Source organism: Streptomyces sp. NPDC060064 (assembly GCF_042736455.1).
Lineage (GTDB): Bacteria > Actinomycetota > Actinomycetes > Streptomycetales > Streptomycetaceae > Streptomyces.
This window is the reverse complement of sequence record NZ_JBHWWF010000036.1, coordinates 39,880-61,451: the sequence shown is the minus strand read 5'-3', so window position 1 is coordinate 61,451 and position 21,572 is coordinate 39,880. Positions and strand designations below refer to the sequence as shown.

The following is a 21,572-nucleotide window of genomic DNA, read 5'->3' as shown; positions in this document are numbered from 1 at the left end:
TCAATCGGGCCGTCGCTCCGACCGGCCCTGCCCACCATTATGGGAGCAGCCCACCATGGCCGTATCCGCCCTCGCGGCAGCGCCGCAGGCCGTGAACCTCCTCGACGCGGGATCACTGCTGTCCGCGTTCGGTGCCCTGGGTATCGCGGTCGTCCTGTTCGCCGAGACCGGGCTTCTGGTCGGCTTCTTCCTGCCGGGAGACTCCCTGCTCTTCACCGCGGGCCTGCTGTGCGTGCCCGATGCGCACGGCCCGGTGCACCTCTCGCTTCAACAGGTTCTCATCGCCGCGGCCGTCGGAGCCCTGCTGGGAGCCCAGGCCGGCTACTGGATCGGCCGCCGCGGGGGCCGGACGTTGCTGGCTCGCAGTCGTAGTCGCAAACTCCACGACGGCGCCGGGAGGGCCGAGGACCTGCTGAACCGTTACGGGTATGCCAGGGCGATCGTGCTGGCCCGTTTCGTTCCTGTTGTGCGTACTGTGCTGAATCCGCTGGCCGGGGCCTTGAACGTACCCGTCCGCCTGTTCACACTCTGGCAGGTCATCGGCGGGCTCATCTGGACCGTCGGTCTCGTGCTCTCCGGATACGCAATTGGTTCCTCCGTCCCCAACGTCGACCGCTACCTGTTGCCCATGGTGGCCGTGGTCGTGATGATCTCCCTGGTCCCGCTGGCCGTAGAAGTGCTTCGGGCCCGCTCCCACCGCACATCCGAGGGTGGTTCGCGTTGAGGCCGCTCGCCATGGACGGAAGCTCTCTCGACGGCGGGCCATACATGTCCATCGTCAATGTCGCCAGGAACGCACCTGCCTGGCTGGACTCGGTGCTCTCCGCCTGGTCCACCTACGGCCTCGCGCTGTTCGCCGTGCTCATGCTGGCGGCCTGGTGGCGCGTACGGCCCGGTGCCTCGCCGCGGACCGCCATGGCGCTGGCCGCCCCCCTCGTCGTGGTCGCAGCGTTCATCGCCGACACCATGATCAAGTCGCTGGTGAGCGAGCAGCGGCCCTGCCGGACCCTGCACACGGTCACACTGGAGGCGTGTCCTCCCATGAGTGACTGGTCCTTCCCCAGCAACCACGCCGCCATCGCCGCCGCGGCAGCCGTAGCCATCTGGCTCACCCACCGCCGCCTCGGAGCCATCGCCGTCCCCGCGGCCTTGCTGATGGCGTTTTCCCGTGTGTGGGTAGGAGCCCACTACCCCCACGACGTCATCGGCGGCCTGATCGTCGGGGCGGCCATCGCCTGGCCCCTGACACTCGCAGCGCGGCGCACCGCCCCACTGGTCGACCGCCTCCGCGACACCTCAATGCGCCCACTGGTAGCACCGCGATGAACGAAACAGCCCCGACGGCCAAGCACAACCGCAGCACAGGCGCGCTGGGCATCGCGGTGCTGTGCGCTGCACTCTTCGCAGTGCTGGCCATGGTCGTCACGCTCCACCACGGTCTGCCGTTGCCCGTGGACCAGAGCATGCACGTCTGGTCCGTACACCACCGCCCCGCAATCGCTGTCGCCCTCGCACGGGGCATCACCGCGACCGGCACCGGCGCCTTCCCGTATGCGTGCGCAGCGACCGCAGGACTCATAGCGGGACGCGACACACGCCGGCGCATATACATGGCGGCGGGCGCGATCGGATTCCTCGCCCTTGGCCAAGCCGTCCGCTCCGGCCTCCTCCACCTGATCGGGCGATCCCGGCCAGCCGCCGCCGACTGGGCCACGCACGCTTCCGGTTTCGCCTTCCCCTCCGGCCACGCCACCACCTCCGCGCTCATGGCAGGGCTGCTGGCCTGGGCCATCGCTCATAGAGCCCGCCCCGCCCTCGCGCGCACCAGCTGCGTGCTCCTCGTGGGCTGGGCCGTCGCCGTCGGCCTGAGCCGCATCTACCTCGGGGTGCACTGGCCCAGTGACGTCCTCGGCGGATGGCTGTTCGCCCTGGCCTGGCTCAGCCTCGGCGCGGCACTGATCCCGCTCGTCGGACGGCCGCACACTGTGCCGCCCGGTCGCCGCGTACGTACGGGAGTTGGCCGCGGCCGAGCCCGCCGCCCGGATCACCGCGCTCATCCCTGAGGCTGAGCCCACTTATCTGTGGCAGCGCATTCTGCACGGGGCGCCGTCGGGGCGGCCGCGTGTCAGAGAGCTGTCAAGGTCCCCGGGTCCGGTGGCCGGACGGGGCGCCGGGGCGGACTCTGGCCTTGTGAGCGCAGAGAAACGTGATCGGTCTCGTCATCGCCGTGGGCCTGCACGGGTACCGCATGGCGGCGCTGATCTCCCAGGAAGTTCTGAAGCCATGAGGCGCAGAGCCATGAGGCGCAGCATCACGCGCGAGGTGGGCCATGAGAAATCCGCTTCGTGACTCGGGCGCGGTTGCGGCCGCCGTGATCGCCCCGCCGGCGGTGGCGGCCCTGCTGGTGCCGTTCCGTACGGACCTGACGAACGCGACCTCGGCACTGATTCTCGTCGTGGTCGTCGTGGCGGTCGCCGCGATCGGGAACCGCATGGCGGGAGCCCTCGCGGCGCTGTCGTGCGCCGTCTGGTTCGACTTCTTCCTCACCCGGCCGTACCAGACGTTCACCATCAACGATGCCGACGACATCGAGACGGCTGTCCTGCTGCTGATCGTGGGTCTCGTTGTGTCGCAGCTGGCCGCCCGCGCCCGGCGACTGCAGGTGATCACGGTGACCGACGCCGGGCATCTCGCCCGGATCCACGAGACCGCGCAGCTCGTCCAGGCCGCCGGTTCCTCCGACAAGGTCGTCGACCATGTCCGGCGGCAGCTCATCGACGTACTGGAGCTGCGGGACTGCCGTTTCGAGTACGGCAGTCTGCTCGGGCGGCCGCCGCGGCTGGAACAGGACGGCGATGTGTTCGTGGCGCGCAGGCGCTGGGACGTCGAGCGGCGCGGCTGGCCGGACGGCGAGATCGAGCTCCGGGCCCTCGCAGGCGGCCACTACCGCGGCCGGTTCATGCTTCAGCCCGTCCCCGGTGCCGTCCCTTCCCGGCAGGCACGGCTCGTCGCCGTGACCCTCGCCGACCAGACGGGCTCGGCCCTGGACACGGAGGGGCCGGTCCTGGAGCGCTGACCGCAGGCGTCAGACACCAGCGGATTCCTCGGCGACGGCATGAGGATGCCGACATCCCCCCCACTGTCGGTCACAACACAGCTGGTTCCAGCACGACGGGCAGCTCCGCGAGGCCGCGGAAGGCCGGGAACGGAACCACCATCCAGGGCGCCTCACGCGCGGGGTCGGCCAGAGCCACCCGCGGGAAACGGCTGAACAGACCGGTGAGAGCGAGTTGCATCTCCAGTCTGGCCAGCGGCGCTCCCAGGCAGTAGTGAATGCCGTGCCCGAACCCCAGATGGGCACTTTGCGCGTTCTCCGATCGCGTCACATCGAACTGGTCCGGGGAGTCGAACTTCAGCGGGTCGCGGTTGGCCGAACTGAGCGCGATCTGAACCAGGGCGCCCTTCGGAATCCGCGTTCCGGCGATCTCTACATCCTCGGTCGCGAAACGGAACGTCGCGCTCTCCACCGAGCCGTCGTAGCGCACCAGCTCCTCCACCGCCTGGCCGACCAGCTCAGGGTTCTCCTGCACGGCACGGAGCTGTGCGGGATGGGTGAGGAGATGGTAGACGGCGTTGCCGATGAGGTAGGCGGTCGTCTTGTGACCCGCGAACATCAGCAGAAACGCTGTCGAGATCAGCTCCTGCTCGGTGAGCCCGCCGTCCGTGTCCCGGGCTGCGGTGAGTGCGCTGAGCAGGTCGTCGCCCGGGCGGCTGCGCTTACGTGTGAGGAGATCCGCGAAGTACGCGTGCAGGCTCTCCTCCGCCTTCTGCTGGGCCTGCTTGGATTCCTTGCTGAACCCGGTGTGCGCCACCGTGGTGGACCATTCCTGCACCTGTGACCGCTCGTCCGGCGGCACGCCGAGCAGTTCGCAGATCACGGTGATCGGCAGCGGGAAGGCGAACGCGGGCAGCAGGTCGACCGGTTCCCGGGCCGAGCATCCGTCCAGCAGCGTCTCGACGATGTCCTGGATCTGCGGCCGCAGCGCCTCCACACGGCGCGGGGTGAACTCGGAGTTGACCAGCTTGCGCAGCCGGGTGTGCTTGGGCGGGTCGGCGTTGAGCATGTGATCGTCCAGTGCCACGGACGAGTCACCGAAGATCCTTCGGTAGGCGTCCATGGCCCCGTACATGTCCTTGCTCAGCCGCGGATCCGCCAGGGCGGCCCGCGCGTCCTGGTACCGCGTGATCAGGTACGTGTCGATGCCGTGCGGCGGCCGCATGGGGCAGACGGGCGCCGTTTCCCTGAGGTTCGCGTAGACGGGGTGTGGGTTCCGTCGGAACTCGGGGGTGCACCGCTCGGCTGCGGTGGCTGGGTCATCCACTGTGGTCACGGACGGCTCCTGAGGTCGAAGATGGCCTCGGCGTTGCCGCCGAGGATGAGCTGCTGCGACGCCTTGTCGATCGGCAGCTTCTCGATCATGCGCATGAACTCCTCCAGGGGCACGGACATCGGCGGCGAGTCAGTGCCGAACAGCATCCGCTCCGGCCCCAGTACCTCCGCGTTGAGGCCCAGGTGCGCCGGGCTGAACGTGCTGGTGTCGACATACATGCGCTGCAGCGCCGCGCCCGGGTCGGCCGCCGGTGGGGCGGAGGGCGGCGTCGGGGCGGAGGGCTGCCCCGCCGGCGCGCCCCCACCCCAGTGCCGGGGGCGCGCCGCTGTCTGCAGGCGTTCCGACAGCAGTGCCAGCGCGCCGCCGCCGGTGGCACCGATCAGCCGCAGGCCGGGGTACTTGTCCAGCCACCCCGCGAACGCGATCATGGCCATGCCCATCGACACGTCGCCGAACCGGCCGATCTGCTCGACGAAGCCGAAGTCGTCGACCCGTTCCGTGCCGATCGGTTCGGCCGGGGCGTGCACCAGGACCGGCACTCCCGTCTCGGCGGCCAGCGCGAAGAAGGAGTCGGCTCGCGGAGAGCCGAGCAGCTCGCCGTGGACACTGGATGTGGTGATCAGGCCGACGAAGGCGGGGTCCGCGAGCGTCTCGCGTACCCCATCCAGGTGATCGTCGTCGCCGAACGGGTTGGCGTACACATACCCGCGCAGCTGGTCGGGGAAGGATGCGATCAGGCCCGACATCCAGTCGTGGAAGCCGCGCAGCCGGTCCCGTGGTTGCGCGTAGTTGTCGACGCCCGGGACTCGCGCCATCGCGCCGGCGCCGACCGGACTGCCGATGATGGTGAGGTCGATCCCGGCCTCGGCGCGGGCGGCGAGCATCCCGTCGACGTCGGTCAGGCTGGGGGGCATGGGGAAGCGTCGGGCTGCCTCCGGTGGGGACAGATGCCCGTGGATATCGATGATCATGTGCGACTTCCCGGGTTCGGTGTGAGTGCGTGGGCGACCGCGACACAGTCCTCGTCGCCGAGTCCCTGCTCGGTGGCGCGGACGTGGGTCTCCGCGGCTGCGGCGGCGAGCGGAAGCCGCAGTCCGGCCGCCGCGGCCTGGTCCGCGACGAGCATGAGGTCCTTGGCCATCAGGCGCAGCCGGAAGTCGGGCTTGTCGAAGCGCCCGGCTGCCAGGCGTTTCGACTTGAACGCCATGACCGGCGAGGCGAAGCCGCTGCCGGCGATCGTGCTGAGGACGAGCTTCCGGTCGAGTCCGGCGGCGGCTGCCAACTCGACGGCCTCGGCCAGAGCCTGCACCTCGATCCCCATCAGCAGGTTGAGGAGCAGCTTCATCCGCATGCCGGAACCGAGTTCGCCGAGGTGGACGACCTCCTTGCCCAGCAGTTCGAGCAGCGGCCGCCCCGCGGTGAAGACCCGCTCCTCGCCGCCGACGAAGAGGCGCAGCTCCCCGGTGCGGGCGTGCTCCCGGTTGCCGAGCATGCCGACGTCCAGAACGGAGTGCGTGTCCCCGGTGAGGCGGACGACCTCGTCGGGGGCGACTGTGCTGGCGCAGACCAGGGCGCCGGGGTACGGGCCCCCGGCCAGGACCCCGTCCGGTCCCCGCAGCACGGCTCCGAGGGCTTCGCCGTCGGCCACGGTGCAGATGGCAGCGCTCGTGCCCTCGACGGCATCGGCCGGATGGGCTGCGGCGAAGGCGCCGGCCTGGGCGAGCGGCGCGGTCCGCTCCGCGGTGCGGTTCCAGACCCGTACCTGAATGCCCTGGTCAAGAAGGCGGGTGGCCAGGCCGGTTCCCATCGTGCCGAGACCGAGGACGGCGACAGGGCCGTCGGGGCGCTTCATGCCTTACCTCCCACGGTCTCCTGAATGACCCGGAACCGCAGCGACTGGGTCTCGTCGACCCACTCGCGCAGCGGAGCCACCAGTGCGCGGTGGTCCTCGCCCTGCTGCCAGGCGAAGAAGTGCTCGGGCGTCTCCCACTCGCTGGTGATCACCCACTGCCGGGATCCGTCGAGCGGTTCGCCCAGTCGGTCGATGAGGTGTCCGGGGACGCGGGCGACGGACTTGCGTATTCGCTCGTACACGTCCAGAAACCCTTGCTCGCCGCCCTCGACGACGTGGACCGCGTACACCACGGACAGCCGCTCGGCCGATTGGCCCTTCTGCGCAGTGCTCATGTCTCCTCCTGATGGTGAGATCTGGCAGAACACGACTCCAACCGACTCATGGCTCCCGTGGCCACGCAACTCCGAAGTGGGGACAGCCCAACGGAGAGAAGGGCTCCCCGACGGTTGCTAGCCCGTACGGGTGAGAATCGAATGGCCCTTTTCGGAGGCGGTCCTGGACGCCTGACACCCCCTCAAGGGGGACCCGCTTGATCCTTGACGATCAGTTGAGGCCACGCTGCCGCGACGCCGGCTCGTCCCGGAGGACGGCAGGCCGGCGACGCATGCTGAATCGAGGCCAGGGAGCTTGCGTGAAATTCCTGTGCTGCGGTGGTGCTGGAGCCCCCAGCGCGCCGGTGACGGCGCGCCTTCGGCGGGGGCGACCGGGTCAGCGCATTCGCACCCGGGACCCGTATTCCTCCGCCGAGTCCGCCGAGTCCGCCGAGTCCGCCGAGTCCGCCGAGTCCGCCGAGTCCGCCGAGACGGCCGAGTCCGCCGAGTCCGCCGAGTCCGCCGAGTCCGCCGAGACGGCCGAGTCCGCCGAGTCCATTGAGTTGATTGGGCCCTCCACCGGAGTCGGATCGAGGTAGAACCACTGAGCCGTCGGCCCCGGCACATGCGCCGCGCTGTTGTCGGGCGGCGGCTGCGCCTCGGATGCCGACGGGCCGGGCGGGGCCGGCGCGTTCGGTGTGTCCGGGCGCAGCAGCTCCACGCGTACGTCCGATCCTCGGTGCTGTGCCACGAACTCGTCCACCTGGCTGCGACAGGCGTGGTCCCAGTGCGCCACGGCGGTCAGATCGAGCCGTACCCTCGACTTCCCGGCGGCGGCGACCGTCTCCAGCGCGTCGATCAGCTTCGGCAGCCGTAGGAAGGTCATATTGCCCGCCATGACCAACTTCGCGGTGTCGCCCTCCACGCTGGTGCGTACCGAGGTCTGTGACATCCGCAGCGCGGCCAGCACAATGCCCGCCGCCAGACCCACCAGGACGCCTTCGAGCAGAGCGGTGGCGACGATCGCGACCGTGGTGAGGGTCATCACCACGAGCTCGCCGCGGTCCTGCCGCCACATCTTCGGGAATTCCTCCGGCGCGAACAACTTCCAGCCGCTGTGCACCAGCACACCCGCCAGTACGGAGATCGGGATGAGAGCCAGCACACTCGGCAGCAGCAGGGCGAACGCGAGCAGCCACAGGCCGTGCAGCGTGCGGGACAGCCTGGTCTTGGCCCCTGCCTGCACATTGGCCGAGCTGCGTGCGACAACCGCGGTCATCGGCAGCGCGCCGAGAAAGCCGCAGAGGGCATTGCCTGCCCCCTGGGCAATCAACTCGGAGTTGTAGCGGGTGCGTTCGCCGGTGTGCATGCGGTCCGCGGCAGCTGCGGTGAACAGGCTCTCCGCCGAGGCGATGATGGTGAAACCTGGCGAAACCAGTCAGCATCCGGGAGTTGATCGCACGCATCCGGGCCGTGACCCGCCGCACCGCAGCATGGTCGGGTGCCGCGTCTGCCGCGGAAGCCGCCAACGGCGCCGGGGCCTTACCGCGGGCGGCTGTGGCGAACCCGCCCGCCACAGCACCCGACTGGGGATTGGGGGCATCTGCGTGGCAGGACCCCGAACCCTCGCCCGTACCCGGCCGCATAGCGCCGCAGTCCTCCCCGACCGGGGCGGCTGGTCGTCGACCGCCGCACCCGCGAGGTCTGGATCGGGGAAAGGCCGATCATCCTCACCCCCAAGGAGTTCGACCTGCTGGCCCTCCTGGCCGAGGACCCCGGGGCGGTCTACTCGCGCCAGGACATCCTTGACCGGGTCTGGGATCTGCATTTCCACGGCCCCACCAAGACCCTGGACGTCCATGTCGCCACGCTGCGGCGCAAGTTGGGTGACCCGGCCTGGATCCAGACCTTGCGCGGGGTGGGCCTGCGCCTCGCCGTACGCCCCCGCACCGACACCAACCACCCGGAATCACAGCCCCGATGACACGCCGACTGCTGCTCAGCTATCTGACCCTCGCGGCCCTCGTCCTCGTCTGCCTGGAGTTCCCACTTGGCTACGTCTACGCTCGGGCCGAGCGTGAGCGCGCCACCAACGCCGCCACGGAAGAAGCGGAATCGGTCGCCGACTACGCTGCCCTCTCCCTCGCCTACGGCCGCCCCAAGGAACTCGCCGAACGGGTCGACGTCTGCGCAGCACGCATCGGTGGCCGACTCCTGGTTGTGGACAGCAGTGGCACCCTGCTCGCCACCTCGCACCCGCTCAGCCGCGACCAGCAGGCCGGGCTCGCCCAGCACCCGGAGATCGCTGCCGCGCTGCTCGGTGGTGACGGAGCCAACGTACGCACCTCCACCATCGGCGGCGTCCAGTGGCTCTCGGTCGCCGTTCCGGTACGGCATGGTGCGACGCTTCCCGGCGCCGTACGCCTCACTGTCCCCACCGACGAGATCGCGAACAACGTCCACCGGGTGTGGCTTGTGCTGGGACTCGGCGGGCTCGGGGTGCTGGCCGTTGTAACCATGGCCGCCTTCGCGCTGGCCCGGTGGATTGGCCGCCCGATCCTCGAACTGGAGCGCGCCGCCCACACGTTGGCCGGCGGCAGCCTCTCCACCCCGGCCTCCGTCACCACAGGCCCGCCCGAAGTACGCAGCCTGGCCGCCACTTTCAACCGCACGGCCGCCCTGCTTGAGCATCTGCTCGCTGCACAGAGCGCCTTCGCGGGCGAGGCGTCCCACCAGTTGAAGACCCCGCTTGCCGCGCTGCGGCTGCGCCTGGACAACATGGAACCCGGTATCCCGCCCCACGTGCGCGGCAACCTGAACGCGGCGATGACCGAGACCGACAGGCTGGCCAGAATGGTCGAGGGCCTCCTCGCCTTCGCCCGGATGGAGGAGACCGCGCTCACGCCCGAACCCGTCGACCTGGACCGGGTACTGCAGGACCGCACCCTCGCCTGGTCCGGGCTGTACGCCCGGGAGGGCGTCCGCCTCGTCCTCAAGGGCAATCCGGTCGGCATCGCCCTCGCGGTGCCTGGCGCCCTCGAACAGATTCTGGACAACCTGCTCTCCAACGCCCTGCGCGTCGCCCCCACGCGCAGCGTGGTGACCGTCTCCCGGCGGCTCTCGGCCACGGCGGCGGAGCTGCAGGTCGAAGACCAGGGCCCCGGTATGACCGCCGAACAACGCAACCGCGCGTTCGACCGCTTCTGGCGTGCCCCCGACGCCCCCAAGGGTGGCACCGGCCTCGGCCTCCGCCCTCGTTCAGCGCCTCATCCTGGCCAGTGGCGGCGAGGCCCTGCTCCTCCCCGCCCCGGGCGGCGGCCTCCGGGCCCTCATCCGCCTCCAGCCCGCGGCGCCCCGCCGCTCCAACAGCTTGCCGAGTCTCCCGCACCCCCGCCGCCGCCCGGCGGCAGGCGTGTGTACGGCTGCGGGGAAGCGGTGAAATCGGCCCGTCGCCGCGCCGCCTACAGCTCGCTGCTGTGGTCACGTGCCCCATTGCTGCTCATGTCCGCGGCAGACGCTCGATCGCCACCATGGCAGCGTCGTCGTCCAGATATCCGCCTGCATGGCTGAGCAGGTCGTTGCACAGGTAACTCAGGAGGGCGCGAGGTCCCTCGCCGGACCAGACGGTCACCCGTTCAGCCAAGGGGTAGAACGTGCCGGCCTTGTCGCGGGCCTCGATGACACCGTCCGTGTAGAGCAGGACGATGTCGCCGACCTCGAAGGCAAAGACTTCGGCGGCGAAGGCGGCCTCCACGAATTCGGTGAGGCCCAGAGGCGGTGCCGGGCGGCGAACTTCGAGCGGGGTGACCTGGCCATCACGCAGCAGCAGAGGTGGAGGGTGGCCGCAGTTGATCACGTGCAGGGCCGACTCGTCGTCGGGGACGTCGAGCACGGCAGCGGTGATGAATGTTTCGCTGTAATCCTCCATGTCGCTTCCAGGGGCTCCGGGGTCGGTCAGGTCCGAGGAGACGGTTCGCTCCAAATAGGCCACCAACACCGGCAGGTCGGCCTGCTGGTGGGCGGCGGCCCGGAAGGCGCCGAGGAGGAGAGCGGCGTCTCCGATCGCCTCCAGGCCCTTGCCCCGCACGTCACCGATGATGAGCCTGGTTCCCTGGGCTGTGCGGGCGGCGGCATACAGGTCGCCGCCGATCTGCGCCTCGGCTTCGGCGGCCAGATAGACGGAGGCGATGCGCAACGAGCCGATCCGGTGGGGAAGCGGCCGCAGCACCACTTCCTGTGCCGCCTGGGCCACCCAGCGCAGCTGGGTCAGTTCCTTCTCGTGCCGTTCCCGCAGATGGGCGAGGAAGGTCACGAACACCGAGATCAGGATCAGAGCGATGATCTGGAAGGTGTGGTTCAGGTCGGTGAGGCTGGTGCGCAACATCGCGACCACGGCCTGAGCCAGCACGGCTACCGCGCCGACGAGGCCCGTCGTCCGAGGACCGGCGAAAGACGCCGTGATAGCGGGAGCGGCGACCAGGAAGGGGCCGAGGTGGACGTCGGGCGGAGCCAGGATGTCGACCACCGTGACGATCGCGATCAGCGCGAGCGGTACCGCCACCAGCACATGCCCCTGCTTCCATGACCAGCGCTCATCCCCACGGAGTCGTCGAGAGCCCATGGACCCTGAATACACCGCACCACGGCCGAGCGCCGCGCGCCCTGCCGTGGTGTGCTGCTGGAGCGCCGCACTCCGAGCGACCCGGCCGAGCCGAGAGGCGCGCTGTGTCCTCGCCGCCGGGCTCGCCCGCACGGCCGCTGAGGGGCACAAGGGTCCGGCGCTGACGGTGTCTCTCGCCGGGTTCGCTAAGCCTGGCCGGCGTGCAGGCTCTCCAGGCGCCGCTGGAGCACCTGCAGCGCCCCGCGCTGACGGCCCGGGACACCCTGGCGCAGCCTGACGAGCGCCGGCGCGAGTGAGCGTGCCCGGGGCAGATCGCGGATCTGTTCCCACTGGTGGTGGGCCCGGTCGACCGCCCCTTCGACATCGGGATCGTCCGGGGCCTGCCTACGCGTCAGCCGGGCTTCGGCGGCGGCCATCCACAACTCGCAGCTGAGACCGGGATCCCGGGCGAGCCGGGCGAGATCGGCCCGGACCTCCAGCCAGTGGATGGCCTGCACCGAGCCGGGGCCGTGGGTCCGTAGCTCCTGCTGTTCCCAGGCCGCGGCCGCCGCCGCGGCCTCGGCGTGCCGCCCGGCCTGCGCGGCGGCGAGAATCGCCGGATGCGGGTCGGAAGCCACCGCGGCCCGCGCGGCCGGGACGCCCGCGGGCGGAGGAGTGCCGATCCTGAGCAGCAGCGCGTCGTCGGTGCCGGCCCGCGCCGCGGCCTGTTCGTGCAGCGTGGCACGGTCCGGCCGTGCGCCGCTGCGCCAGATCGCCGCGCACGCCTTCAGATAGACGGGGTCCGCGGTCCCGCGGCGTGGGGACGCCGGCGCGATACGGCCGTAGAGACGGACGCCATGCCCGAGGGTGAGGCCTTGCGCCGCGATGTGCTGCCACGCCTGGGCATCGGCGACCAGATCGACGACCACAGTCGTGGTGTCCGGACGCCGGATCGCCAGTTCGCCCGCGAGCCAGTGCCAGGGAAGCGCCGTGTAGCGCATGGTCGTGGGTGTCGTCCGGGCGAGCGCGAGATGCAGGAGCCGCTGCCTGCGGTCCAGCTGCAGCTGCCCGGCGATGTACAGGGACAGCGGCCCTTCCGCGGTCGCGGTCGCCCGGATCCGGGTGAGTACGGTCTGGGGGTCGAGCGGATCGGCGAGCTCGATCACGGTCGCGGCAGGTGTGCCCGTCAGCGCGCTGGGCGGTACGGCGGCGAGCGCGGGCAGCACCGAACTCGCGTCGATGAGACGGCCCTTGCCGACCGGGGCGGCTGCGATGAGCAGTGCGGTTCCCGGTTCTGCTGTGTCCCCTCCGTTGATCACCACAACCAGCACCGTAGCCGACGCCGCCTCGACCGAAGCCGAACCCGAAGCCGAATCCGCCCGCAGGGTGCGATACACCCTGGCCGAAGGCTTCCGGCCGTGCGGGCGGCCCGCCGGAGCCCACGGCCCGGCACGGCGGCCGGGCGGCAGCGCACACGGGCAGGGCTGTACGAGTCGTACGGCACCCACGCGCCGCCGATTCTTGTCATGGCCCTTGTAGGGCGGGGGGCACGCTGCTATTCCACCGGTTAGGAAAGTTTCCTTCCAGTCGTATCCGTCAGGCAGCCGAATCCGTTGGTCCGTCGTATCCGCCAGTCAGTTTCAACCGCCGGTCATCTCTGTCCGGCAGTCAGTCCCGCCCCCACCAGCCCAGGCAAGGGAGACCCCCCATGAGATTGGCACGGTTCTGGTTACGCTCGCTCGGCGGCGTCGGCGCCCTCGGCGCCGCCCTGCTCCTCGGCCTCACCGCGGCGCCCACAGCCCCGGCCGCCCCTGCGGCGTCCGCGGCCCCGGCGGCTGCCGCCGTCACCCACGAGGCCGAGAACGCGGTCATCTCGCAAGGCGTTGTCGAGTCCAATCACGCCGGCTTCACCGGCACCGGCTTCGTCAACTACAACAACAGCACCGGCAGTTATGTCGAGTGGACGGTCGACGCCGCCCAGTCCGGCAGCACCTCGCTGACCCTCCGCTACGCCAACGGCACCACCGCCAACCGTCCGATGGACATCACCGTCAACGGCGCCGTCGCCGCCGCCGAGCGCGCCTTCCCCGGCACCGGCGCCTGGACCTCCTGGGCCACGACCACCGTCACCGCCGACCTCAAGGCCGGCGCCAATATCATCCGGGCCACCTCAACCACGGCCAACGGCGGTCCCGACGTGGACCATCTCGCTGTCGAGACGGGCGGGCCGGCCCCCGGCGACAAGACCCCCGTCGCGATCAACGGACAGCTCAAGGTCTGCGGCACCAAGCTCTGCAACCAGTACGGCAAACCCGTTCAGCTGCGCGGCATGAGCACCCACGGTCTGCAGTGGTACAGCCAGTGCGTGACCTCCGGCTCACTCGACGCCCTGGCCACCGACTGGAACGCCGACGTCCTGCGCATCTCCATGTACATCCAGGAGGGCGGCTACGAGACCAACCCGCGCAAGTTCACCGACCTGGTCCACTCGATCATCGAGCAGGCCACCGTGCGCGGGCTGTACGTGATCGTCGACTGGCACATGCTCAGCCCCGGCGACCCGAACGTGAACCTCTCCCGCGCCAAGACCTTCTTCACCGAGATCTCGCAGCGCCACGCCAACAAGAACAACCTGCTGTACGAGATCGCCAATGAGCCCAGCGGTGTGAGCTGGTCGAAGATCAAGAGCTACGCCGAGCAGCTCATTCCGGTCATCCGGCAGAGCGACCCGGACACCCCGATCCTGGTCGGCACCCGCGCCTGGTCATCCCTCGGCGTCTCCGAGGACTCGGACGAGAAGGAGATCGTGAACAACCCGGTCAACGCCTCCAACATCATGTACACGTTCCACTTCTACGCGGCCTCGCACGGCACCGAGTACCTCAATACGCTCTCTCGTGCCGCCGACAGACTCCCCATGTTCGTCACCGAGTTCGGCACCCAGACCGCCTCCGGCGACGGCGGCAACAACTTCACCAGGGCCCAGCAGTACATCGATCTGATGGCGAGCAAGAAGATCAGCTGGTCCAACTGGAACTACTCCGACGACGAACGCTCCGGCGCCGTCTTCAAGGAAGGAACCTGCAACAAGAACGGTCCCTGGACCGGCACCGGACAGCTCAAGCCCGCCGGTGTCTGGGTCCGCGACCGGGCCAGGACCCCGGACGACTTCCCGACAAGCTGACACCGGCTCCGTCTGGACCCCGCCCGCCCATGTGATCCCATGGGCGGGCGGGGTGTACTGAAAGACAGGAGCAGGAGCAGCAGTGACCAGCTATCGCCAGCCGGGAATCGTCCTCACCGACCGGCACTTCACCGTCCCGCTCGACCACGCCGACCCGGCGGGGGAGCAGCTCGAGCTGTACGGCCGCGAAGTCGTCGCGAGCGGGCGGGCCGGCGCGGATCTGCCCTGGCTGGTCTATCTGGAGGGCGGCCCCGGCTTCGGTGCCCGCCGCTTCATCGGCAAACAGGCGTGGCTGGGACGGGCCGTGCAGGAGTACCGGGTGCTGCTCCTCGACCAGCGTGGCACCGGCCGCTCCACTCCGCTGAACCGCCAGACACTGTCGCTGCGCGGCGGACCGCAGGCCCAGGCCGACCACCTCGCGAACTTCCGGGCCGACAGCATCGTGCGCGACTGCGAGACGATCCGGCCGCGGCTCACCGGCGGCGCGCCGTGGACCGTACTGGGCCAGAGCTTCGGCGGATTCTGCGCCACGCACTATCTCTCCACGGCGCCCGAGGGCCTGCGCACGGTGCTTGTCACCGGCGGTCTGCCCTCCCTGGACGCCGGCGCCGAGGACGTCTACCGAGCCGCGTACCCCCGCATCCAGCGCAAGACCGAGGCCCACTACGCCCGCTACCCGCAGGACGTGGAACGGGCCCGCCGTATCGCCGCGCATCTCGCGGAGCACAAGATCGTGCTGCCGGGCGGCTACGCCCTCACGCCCGAGGCCTTCCAGTCACTCGGCATCCTGCTCGGCGGCGGGGAGGGCAGCCACCAGCTGCACTATCTGCTGGAGGACGCCTTTGTCCGTACGCGAGCGGGGTACGAACTCTCCGACGCGTTCCAGGAGAGCGTGCTCGCCACCCTCTCGCACGCCGCACATCCGCTGTACGCCGTACTGCACGAAGCGATCTACGCCCAGGGCGCGGAGCCGACCGCCTGGGCGGCCGAACGGGTCCGGGCCGAATTCCCGCAGTTCGACGCTGCCACAGCCCTGGCCGGTGACGGGCCCCTGCTGTTCACCGGGGAGACCGTCCACCCCTGGCACTTCGAGGTGGACCCAGCGCTGCGCCCGCTGCGCGAGGCCGCGGAACTCCTCGCCGCGCGCACCGATTGGACCCCGCTGTACGACCCGGCCCGGCTCGCCGCCAATCGTGTGCCGGTCGCCGCGGCCATCTACCACGACGACATGTACGTCGACACGGAGCACTCGCTGCGCACGGCGCGCACCATCCGCGGACTGCGCACCTGGGTCACCGACGAGTACGAGCACGACGGGGTGCGGGCGGGCGGTCCGCGCGTCCTCGACCGGCTGCTCTCCCTCGCCCGGGCGGAGCTCTGACGCACATTCAGCGCCGTATCCTGCGCCCATGACCGAGCAGTTGGAACCCATGCCCGACGACTGGCAGCGCGCGCTGGCCGTGGTCGCCCACCCCGACGATCTCGAGTACGGCTGCGCCGCGGCCGTCGCCGGCTGGACCGACGGCGGACGTGAGGTCGCCTACCTCCTGGCCAGCCGCGGCGAGGCCGGCATCGACACCATGGAACCGGCCCGGTGCGCCCCGCTGCGCGAGCAGGAGCAGCGGGCGAGCGCGGCCGTCGTCGGCGTCTCCACGGTGGAGTTCCTGGACCACAAGGACGGAGTGATCGAGTACGGGACGGGGCTGCGCCGGGACATCGCGGCGGCCATCCGGCGCCACCGGCCCGAGCTGGTCATCACCCTCAATCACCGTGACACCTGGGGCGGAACCGCGTGGAACACCCCCGACCACCGGGCCGTGGGCAGGGCCACGCTGGACGCGGCAGGGGATGCGGGAAACCGCTGGATCTTCCCCGAACTCATCGCCGAGCAGGGCCTCGAGCCGTGGAACGGGGTGCGATGGGTGGCCGTCGCGGGCTCCGCAACGCCCACCCACGCGGTCGACGCGACGCCCGGCCTGGAGCGCTCCGTACTCTCGCTGCTGGAGCACCGCAGCTATATCGAGGTGCTGACGGACCAGGACCCGGAGACGTACTGCCGCAACTTCCTCACCGGAAGCGCCCAGGGTGCGGCGGAGCGCTTCGGCGGCCGTCCTGCGGTCACCTTCGAGCTGTTCCGGCGCTGACGTCGGCGGTCCGGCTTTCTGATAGTTCGTCAGAATGGGGCCGGGCAGCAGTGTGGACTCCGTCGCGCTCCGCGCGCTTGTGCTGCGCTCCCTGCGGTACAGCCATCGCGAGCAGGGCCGGCCGCGCCGCGGGCAGGTGCCGGCCCGCGCCGAGGCCGCCGAGTCCGGCCCCGGCTCGTACGGACCGGCTTCGCGATCCACCGGTACGACCGGGCGTACCGGTCCGCACGGCTCGGCAGCGTCACCGGTCAGGTCGAGCGCAGGGCCCGTTGTGCCGTACGGATGCGGTGCGACGGGATCCGGCGGGCGCGCCGGGCCGGTGCGGACGTCGATCTCGTCCCGCCGACCCGCCACCGGCACGGCGCCCTCTCCTGAGGGTTGCGCCACGGGTCCGGGCCAGGCCGAAGCAGGCCTGATCGGGTCTTCCGTAGAGGCAAGCGACCGCTTAGTATGCGAAGGAGCAGAGTACCGCCTACGGTTTGTGGAGGCCCCGAAATGCAGGCATGGCGAGTGCACCGGAACGGCGAGCCGAGCGAGGTGATGCGACTCGAAGAGGTGGACCGGCCCACGCCGGGCGAGGGGCAGCTGCTGCTGAAGGTCCGCGCCGCGAACATCAACTTTCCCGACGCGCTGCTCTGCCGCGGCCAGTACCAGATCAGGCCGCCGCTGCCGTTCACGCCGGGTGTGGAGATCTGCGGTGAGACCGAGGACGGCCGCCGGGTGATCGCCAACCCCGCGCTGCCGAACGGCGGACTCGCCGAGTACGTCGTCGCCGACGCGGCGGCGGTGCTGCCCGCGCCCGAGGCCCTGGACGACGCCGAGGCGGCCGCACTGCACATCGGCTACCAGACGGGCTGGTTCGGGCTGCACCGCCGTGCGCACCTCCAGGCGGGGGAGACGCTGCTCGTGCACGCCGCGGCGGGCGGCGTCGGCAGCGCCGCCGTCCAGCTCGGCAAGGCGGCCGGCGCGCGGGTGATCGGTGTCGTCGGCGGCGCGGAGAAGGCGCGCACGGCAAGGGAGCTCGGCTGCGACATCGTCATCGACCGCCGGAAGGACGACATCGTCGCCGCGGTCAAGGAAGCCACCGGCGGCCGCGGCGCGGACGTCGTCTACGACCCGGTCGGCGGTGACGCCTACGCCAAGTCGGTGAAGTGCATCGCCTTCGAGGGCCGGATCGTGATCGTCGGCTTCGCCAGCGGCTCGATCCCCACCCCGGCCCTCAACCACGCCCTGGTGAAGAACTACTCGATCGTCGGCCTCCACTGGGGCCTGTACAACACGATGGAGCCGAGCGCGATCCGCGACTGCCACGAGGAGCTGACCAAGCTCGCTGCGCAGGGCGTGATCAAGCCGCTGATCAGCGGGCGCGTCGCCATGAAGGACGCCGCGGACGCCGTCCAGCGCGTCGCGGACGGCACGACCACGGGCCGCCTGGTCGTCATCCCGGAAGGAGAAGCCCGATGACGGACGCCACCGAAGTGCGCAGCCGCACTGAGCAGTTGCTGGCCGCGCACCCGCCGGCCACCACGGACCGCACCGACTTCCTGAAGGCACGCTTCGACGCCGGCCTCGCCTGGGTGCACTACCCCAAGGGCCTCGGCGGACTCGACGCCCCGCGCACGCTGCAGACCGCCGTCGACGCCGAGCTGACGGCTGCCGGCGCGCCCGACAACGACCCGCGCCGTATCGGTATCGGCCTCGGCATGGCCGCGCCGACCATCCTCAAGTACGGCTCCGAAGAGGTGAAGCAGCGCTTCCTTCGTCCTCTGTGGGTCGGCGAGGAGGTGTGGTGCCAGCTGTTCAGCGAGCCGGGCGCGGGCTCCGACCTCGCGGCGCTCGGCACCCGGGCCGTACGGGACGGCGACGACTGGGTCGTCAACGGCCAGAAGGTGTGGACGTCCAGCGCCCATGTGGCCCGCTGGGCGATCCTCATCGCCCGCACCGACCCGGACCTGCCCAAGCACCGGGGCATCACCTACTTCATCTGCGATATGACCGACCCGGGTGTCGAGGTGCGGCCGCTGCGCCAGATCACCGGTGAGGCGGAGTTCAACGAGGTCTTCCTGACCGATGTGCGTATCCCCGACGCACACCGCCTCGGCGAGGTCGGCGAGGGCTGGAAGGTCGCCCAGACCACCCTTATGAACGAACGGGTCTCCATCGGCGGCAGCCGCCTCCCGCGCGAGGGCGGGATGATCGGCCCGATCGCGCAGACCTGGCGCGAACGCCCCGAACTGCGCAACCACGATCTGCACCAGCGGCTGCTGACGCTCTGGGTGGAGGCGGAGGTCGCCCGGCTGGCCGGAGAGCGGCTGCGCCAACAGCTCGCCGCCGGCCAGCCGGGCCCCGAAGGCAGCGGAATGAAGCTCGCCTTCGCCCGCCTCAACCAGGAGATCAGCGGCCTCGAGGTCGAACTCCGCGGCGAGGAAGGTCTGTTGTACGACGACTGGACCATGAGCCGTCCCGACTTCGTCGACTTCACCGGGCGCGACGCCGGCTACCGCTATCTCCGCTCCAAGGGCAACTCCATCGAGGGCGGCACCAGCGAAGTGCTGCTGAACATCGTCGCCGAACGCGTCCTCGGGCTGCCCTCCGAGCCGCGCAACGACAAGGACGTCGCCTGGAAGGACCTGGCCCGATGACGACTCAGCCCACACAGCCCGATCTGCTGTACTCCGAGGCCGAGGACGACCTGCGGGCCGCCGTACGCTCTCTGCTCGCCGACCGCGTCGATACGGCGTCCGTCCTGGTGCGCGCCGAGTCCGGTACGCCGTACGACCCCGAGCTGTGGAAGGCGCTCGCCGGGGACATCGGCGCGGCGGGACTCCTCGTACCCGAGAAGCTCGGCGGGCACGGCGCGAGCCACCGCGAGGCCGCCGTCGTGCTGGAGGAGCTGGGCCGCAGCGTCACCCCCGCGCCGTATCTCACCAGCTCCGTCATCGCGACCCGGACCCTGCTCGCGCTCGACACGGAGACGGAGGCCGTCGCCGGGCTGCTGACCGAGCTGGCGGCCGGCCGCCGGACCGCCGTCCTCGCCGTGCCGCTGTCGGCTTCGCCCGACGGGCCGCTCCCGGTCGACGCACGCAGGATCACCGGTGTAGCGGATGCCGCTGCCGCCGATGTCCTCCTGGTGCTCAAGTCCGACGGCCTGTACGCGGTCGAGACGGCGAACGCCACCCTCGAGGCGCTGACCCCGCTCGATCTGACCCGTCCGCTCGCCGCCGTCACCCTCGACGACACGGCCGATGCCACCCGGCTCGCGGACGCGGAGACCGCTGAGACGGCCGTACGCCGCGGACTGCTCGCCGGGGCCGGGCTGCTCGCCTCCGAGCAGCTCGGACTCGCCGAATGGTGCCTGGAGGAGACGGTCCGTCACACCCGCGAGCGCCACCAGTTCAACCGGCCCATCGGTTCGTTCCAGGCGCTCAAGCACCGCATGGCCCAGATGTGGCTGGAGGTCGTCTCGGCCCGGGCCGCGGCCCGCAACGCGGCGGACGCCCTCGCCACGGACAGCTCCGACGCCGCCCTCGCGGTGACCGTGGCGCAGACATACTGCTCCCGGGTGGCCGTGCGCGCGGCTGAGGAGTGCGTCCAGCTGCACGCCGGTATCGGCATGACCTGGGAACACCCCGCTCATCTGTACCTCAAGCGCGCCAAGTCCGACGAGATCGCCCTGGGCACGCCGGGCCGCCACAAGGAGGCGCTGGCCGCACTGGTCGACCTGCAGGCTCCGTAGGGGGCTGTGCACCGAGGCACTGTTCACCGCAACTCGGGCCGCCGCGCCGACCATCGGCGCGGCGGCCTGCTCGATGCCGCCGGAACTCAGCTCCGCGTGAGCAGGGCCGTGCGGCCCGCCCGCGCCGTCCGACGCGGCAATCACCAGACGGGATCCGGCCGTTCACCACCCGGGACCGCCACGCCTCCGGCACCCGGGACCGCCACGCCCCTGATCCGTTCGGCCGCTGGACGGCGAGCTCCCCGCGCTCCGGCAGCCGTCTTGAGCACCAGGTGACGGATGGCCGAACTCTTCGCGCTGCTCTGCCCATTGGGCTGCCCCGGGCGGATACTCACCGGTGTCCCTCCCGACCCGCAGAGCCCGGAGGCACCATCGTGCTGACCACCCGTCGCAGAGCCGTCACCACCCTCGCCGCCGCGCTGGCCGGCGCCGTCGCCGTGCCCGCCTATGCGCAGGCCGCCGAGAAGCACGGCGGGCAGACCGGCCCGCAGCCGCTCCGCCGGGCCCACGCCCACAACGACTACCTGCATGAACGGCCCCTCCACGACGCCCTGTCGCACGGCTTCACCAGCGTGGAGGCCGATATCTTCCTGGTGAACGGCGAGCTGCTCGTCGCCCATGAGCCGGCGGACCTCGACCCGACCCGCACCCTGCGCTCGCTCTACCTCGACCCGCTGCTGGCCCGGGTGAAGGCCAACCACGGCTCCGTGTACCGCGGTTACCGGCGGCCCGTCCAGCTGCTGATCGACATCAAGACGGACGGCGCCGCCGCGTATCTTGAACTCGACCGCCAGCTGCGGCACTACCGGCGGATGCTCAGCACCTACGCGTACGGCCATGTCCGCCTCGGCGCCGTCACCCCGGTCATCTCCGGCGACCGCGCCGCCCGCGTACCCATGGAGGCGCAGCGCGTGCGGTACGCCTTCTACGACGGCCGCCTCGAAGACCTCGGCACCACCGCCCCCGCCTCCTTCGTCCCGCTGATCTCCAGCAACTGGACGGAGAGCTTCAGCTGGCTGGGCACCGGCCAATTCCCGGCCGCCGAGCGGCAGAAGCTGCACGCGATCGTCGCCGACGCTCATGACCACGGGCAGCGCGTCCGTTTCTGGGCGACGCCCGACGTGGCCGGTCCCGACCGCGACGCAGTGTGGACCGAGCTGCTCGCCGCCCGCGTCGACCACATCAATACGGATGATCTGGCCGCGCTCGAGCACTTCCTCCGCGCACGGGGTCAGTAGACATCGGGGGCGTCCACGAGACGGACACCAAAACCATCGACCACCCCGATGTCGGAGTACTCACCCTCGACTGTGACGTCCTGATGGTTCCCGGCAGCGACGTCTCCGGCCGG

18 protein-coding genes and 2 pseudogenes are annotated in these 21,572 nt (G+C 70.6%); 13 read left to right on the top strand and 7 right to left on the bottom strand.

The annotated features are described in order from the left end of the window. Positions 1-55: 55 nt before the first annotated feature. From ACFWDI_RS32760 to ACFWDI_RS32745, 4 genes are all read left to right on the top strand, one after another. Entirely contained in the window at positions 56-724 is a 669-nt protein-coding gene (locus ACFWDI_RS32760; RefSeq protein ID WP_385309626.1) for a DedA family protein, read from the top strand. 11 nt (positions 725-735) lie between these two features. Then, positions 736-1,326, top strand: a complete 591-nt coding sequence (locus ACFWDI_RS32755) for a phosphatase PAP2 family protein (protein WP_385309624.1) — start codon at positions 736-738, stop codon at positions 1,324-1,326. Continuing rightward, positions 1,323-2,063, top strand: a complete 741-nt coding sequence (locus ACFWDI_RS32750) for a phosphatase PAP2 family protein (RefSeq protein ID WP_385309622.1) — start codon at positions 1,323-1,325, stop codon at positions 2,061-2,063. Before ACFWDI_RS32755 ends, ACFWDI_RS32750 begins: the two co-directional genes overlap by 4 nt. Before the next feature lie 266 nt (positions 2,064-2,329). Next, positions 2,330-3,076: a DUF4118 domain-containing protein gene (locus ACFWDI_RS32745; protein ID WP_385309620.1), complete on the top strand. Its 747-nt coding sequence runs from the start codon at positions 2,330-2,332 to the stop codon at positions 3,074-3,076. A gap of 70 nt (positions 3,077-3,146) precedes the next feature. Here the strand turns inward: ACFWDI_RS32745 and ACFWDI_RS32740 are convergent, their stop codons facing one another. The 5 genes and pseudogenes from ACFWDI_RS32740 to ACFWDI_RS32720 form a co-directional block, all read right to left on the bottom strand. Continuing rightward, positions 3,147-4,391: a cytochrome P450 gene (locus ACFWDI_RS32740; RefSeq protein ID WP_385309618.1), complete on the bottom strand. Its 1,245-nt coding sequence runs from the start codon at positions 4,389-4,391 to the stop codon at positions 3,147-3,149. After that, positions 4,388-5,362 (bottom strand): amidohydrolase family protein, encoded by a 975-nt coding sequence (locus tag ACFWDI_RS32735; RefSeq protein ID WP_327327539.1) that lies wholly within the window; start codon positions 5,360-5,362, stop codon positions 4,388-4,390. Before ACFWDI_RS32735 ends, ACFWDI_RS32740 begins: the two co-directional genes overlap by 4 nt. Further along, positions 5,359-6,243 carry an NAD(P)-dependent oxidoreductase gene (locus ACFWDI_RS32730; RefSeq protein WP_385309616.1) on the bottom strand — a complete coding sequence of 295 codons (885 nt, stop codon included), beginning with the start codon at positions 6,241-6,243 and terminating at the stop codon, positions 5,359-5,361. Before ACFWDI_RS32730 ends, ACFWDI_RS32735 begins: the two co-directional genes overlap by 4 nt. Continuing rightward, a complete protein-coding gene (locus ACFWDI_RS32725; RefSeq protein ID WP_385309614.1) occupies positions 6,240-6,578 on the bottom strand; it encodes an antibiotic biosynthesis monooxygenase family protein in 339 nt (112 codons plus the stop codon). Before ACFWDI_RS32725 ends, ACFWDI_RS32730 begins: the two co-directional genes overlap by 4 nt. Before the next feature lie 376 nt (positions 6,579-6,954). Next, positions 6,955-7,980 (bottom strand): annotated as a pseudogene (locus tag ACFWDI_RS32720) (SulP family inorganic anion transporter); the annotation flags it as partial. Between the two features lie 2 nt (positions 7,981-7,982). On the opposite strand from ACFWDI_RS32720, the pseudogene ACFWDI_RS32715 reads away from it, so the two are divergent. Together ACFWDI_RS32715 and ACFWDI_RS32710 are read left to right on the top strand one after the other, a co-directional pair. After that, positions 7,983-8,541: pseudogene (locus ACFWDI_RS32715) on the top strand (winged helix-turn-helix domain-containing protein); the annotation flags it as partial. Continuing rightward, on the top strand, positions 8,538-10,127 hold the full coding sequence (locus tag ACFWDI_RS32710; RefSeq protein ID WP_385309612.1) for an ATP-binding protein: 1,590 nt from the start codon (positions 8,538-8,540) through the stop codon (positions 10,125-10,127). The pseudogene ACFWDI_RS32715 and the gene ACFWDI_RS32710, both read left to right, overlap by 4 nt. On the opposite strand, the gene ACFWDI_RS32705 is transcribed toward ACFWDI_RS32710, so the two are convergent. Next, entirely contained in the window at positions 10,057-11,178 is a 1,122-nt protein-coding gene (locus ACFWDI_RS32705; RefSeq protein WP_385309610.1) for a PP2C family protein-serine/threonine phosphatase, read from the bottom strand. The genes ACFWDI_RS32710 and ACFWDI_RS32705 overlap by 71 nt on opposite strands. 185 nt (positions 11,179-11,363) lie before the next feature. Next, the gene (locus ACFWDI_RS32700; protein ID WP_385309669.1) at positions 11,364-12,485 is read right to left on the bottom strand and encodes a hypothetical protein; all 1,122 of its coding nucleotides are present in this window, start codon (positions 12,483-12,485) and stop codon (positions 11,364-11,366) included. Positions 12,486-12,865: 380 nt separating this feature from the next. Here ACFWDI_RS32700 and ACFWDI_RS32695 point away from each other — a divergent pair, with 380 nt between their 5' ends. The 7 genes from ACFWDI_RS32695 (at position 12,866) to ACFWDI_RS32665 (ending at position 21,459) form a co-directional block, all read left to right on the top strand. Beyond that, positions 12,866-14,341, top strand: a complete 1,476-nt coding sequence (locus ACFWDI_RS32695; protein WP_385309608.1) for a cellulase family glycosylhydrolase — start codon at positions 12,866-12,868, stop codon at positions 14,339-14,341. 82 nt (positions 14,342-14,423) lie between these two features. Then, complete coding sequence (locus ACFWDI_RS32690; RefSeq protein WP_385309606.1) at positions 14,424-15,722, top strand: alpha/beta fold hydrolase; 1,299 nt, start codon at positions 14,424-14,426, stop codon at positions 15,720-15,722. Between the two features lie 28 nt (positions 15,723-15,750). Next, complete coding sequence (locus tag ACFWDI_RS32685; protein WP_385309604.1) at positions 15,751-16,485, top strand: PIG-L deacetylase family protein; 735 nt, start codon at positions 15,751-15,753, stop codon at positions 16,483-16,485. A 495-nt stretch (positions 16,486-16,980) separates the two neighbouring features. Continuing rightward, the gene (locus ACFWDI_RS32680; protein WP_385309602.1) at positions 16,981-17,949 is read left to right on the top strand and encodes an NADPH:quinone oxidoreductase family protein; all 969 of its coding nucleotides are present in this window, start codon (positions 16,981-16,983) and stop codon (positions 17,947-17,949) included. Next, entirely contained in the window at positions 17,946-19,127 is a 1,182-nt protein-coding gene (locus tag ACFWDI_RS32675; protein ID WP_385309600.1) for an acyl-CoA dehydrogenase family protein, read from the top strand. Before ACFWDI_RS32680 ends, ACFWDI_RS32675 begins: the two co-directional genes overlap by 4 nt. Beyond that, positions 19,124-20,221, top strand: coding sequence for an acyl-CoA dehydrogenase family protein (locus ACFWDI_RS32670; RefSeq protein WP_385309598.1), 1,098 nt, complete (start codon positions 19,124-19,126; stop codon positions 20,219-20,221). Before ACFWDI_RS32675 ends, ACFWDI_RS32670 begins: the two co-directional genes overlap by 4 nt. A 371-nt stretch (positions 20,222-20,592) precedes the next feature. Further along, positions 20,593-21,459: a phosphatidylinositol-specific phospholipase C/glycerophosphodiester phosphodiesterase family protein gene (locus tag ACFWDI_RS32665; RefSeq protein ID WP_385309667.1), complete on the top strand. Its 867-nt coding sequence runs from the start codon at positions 20,593-20,595 to the stop codon at positions 21,457-21,459. Positions 21,460-21,572: the final 113 nt, after the last annotated feature.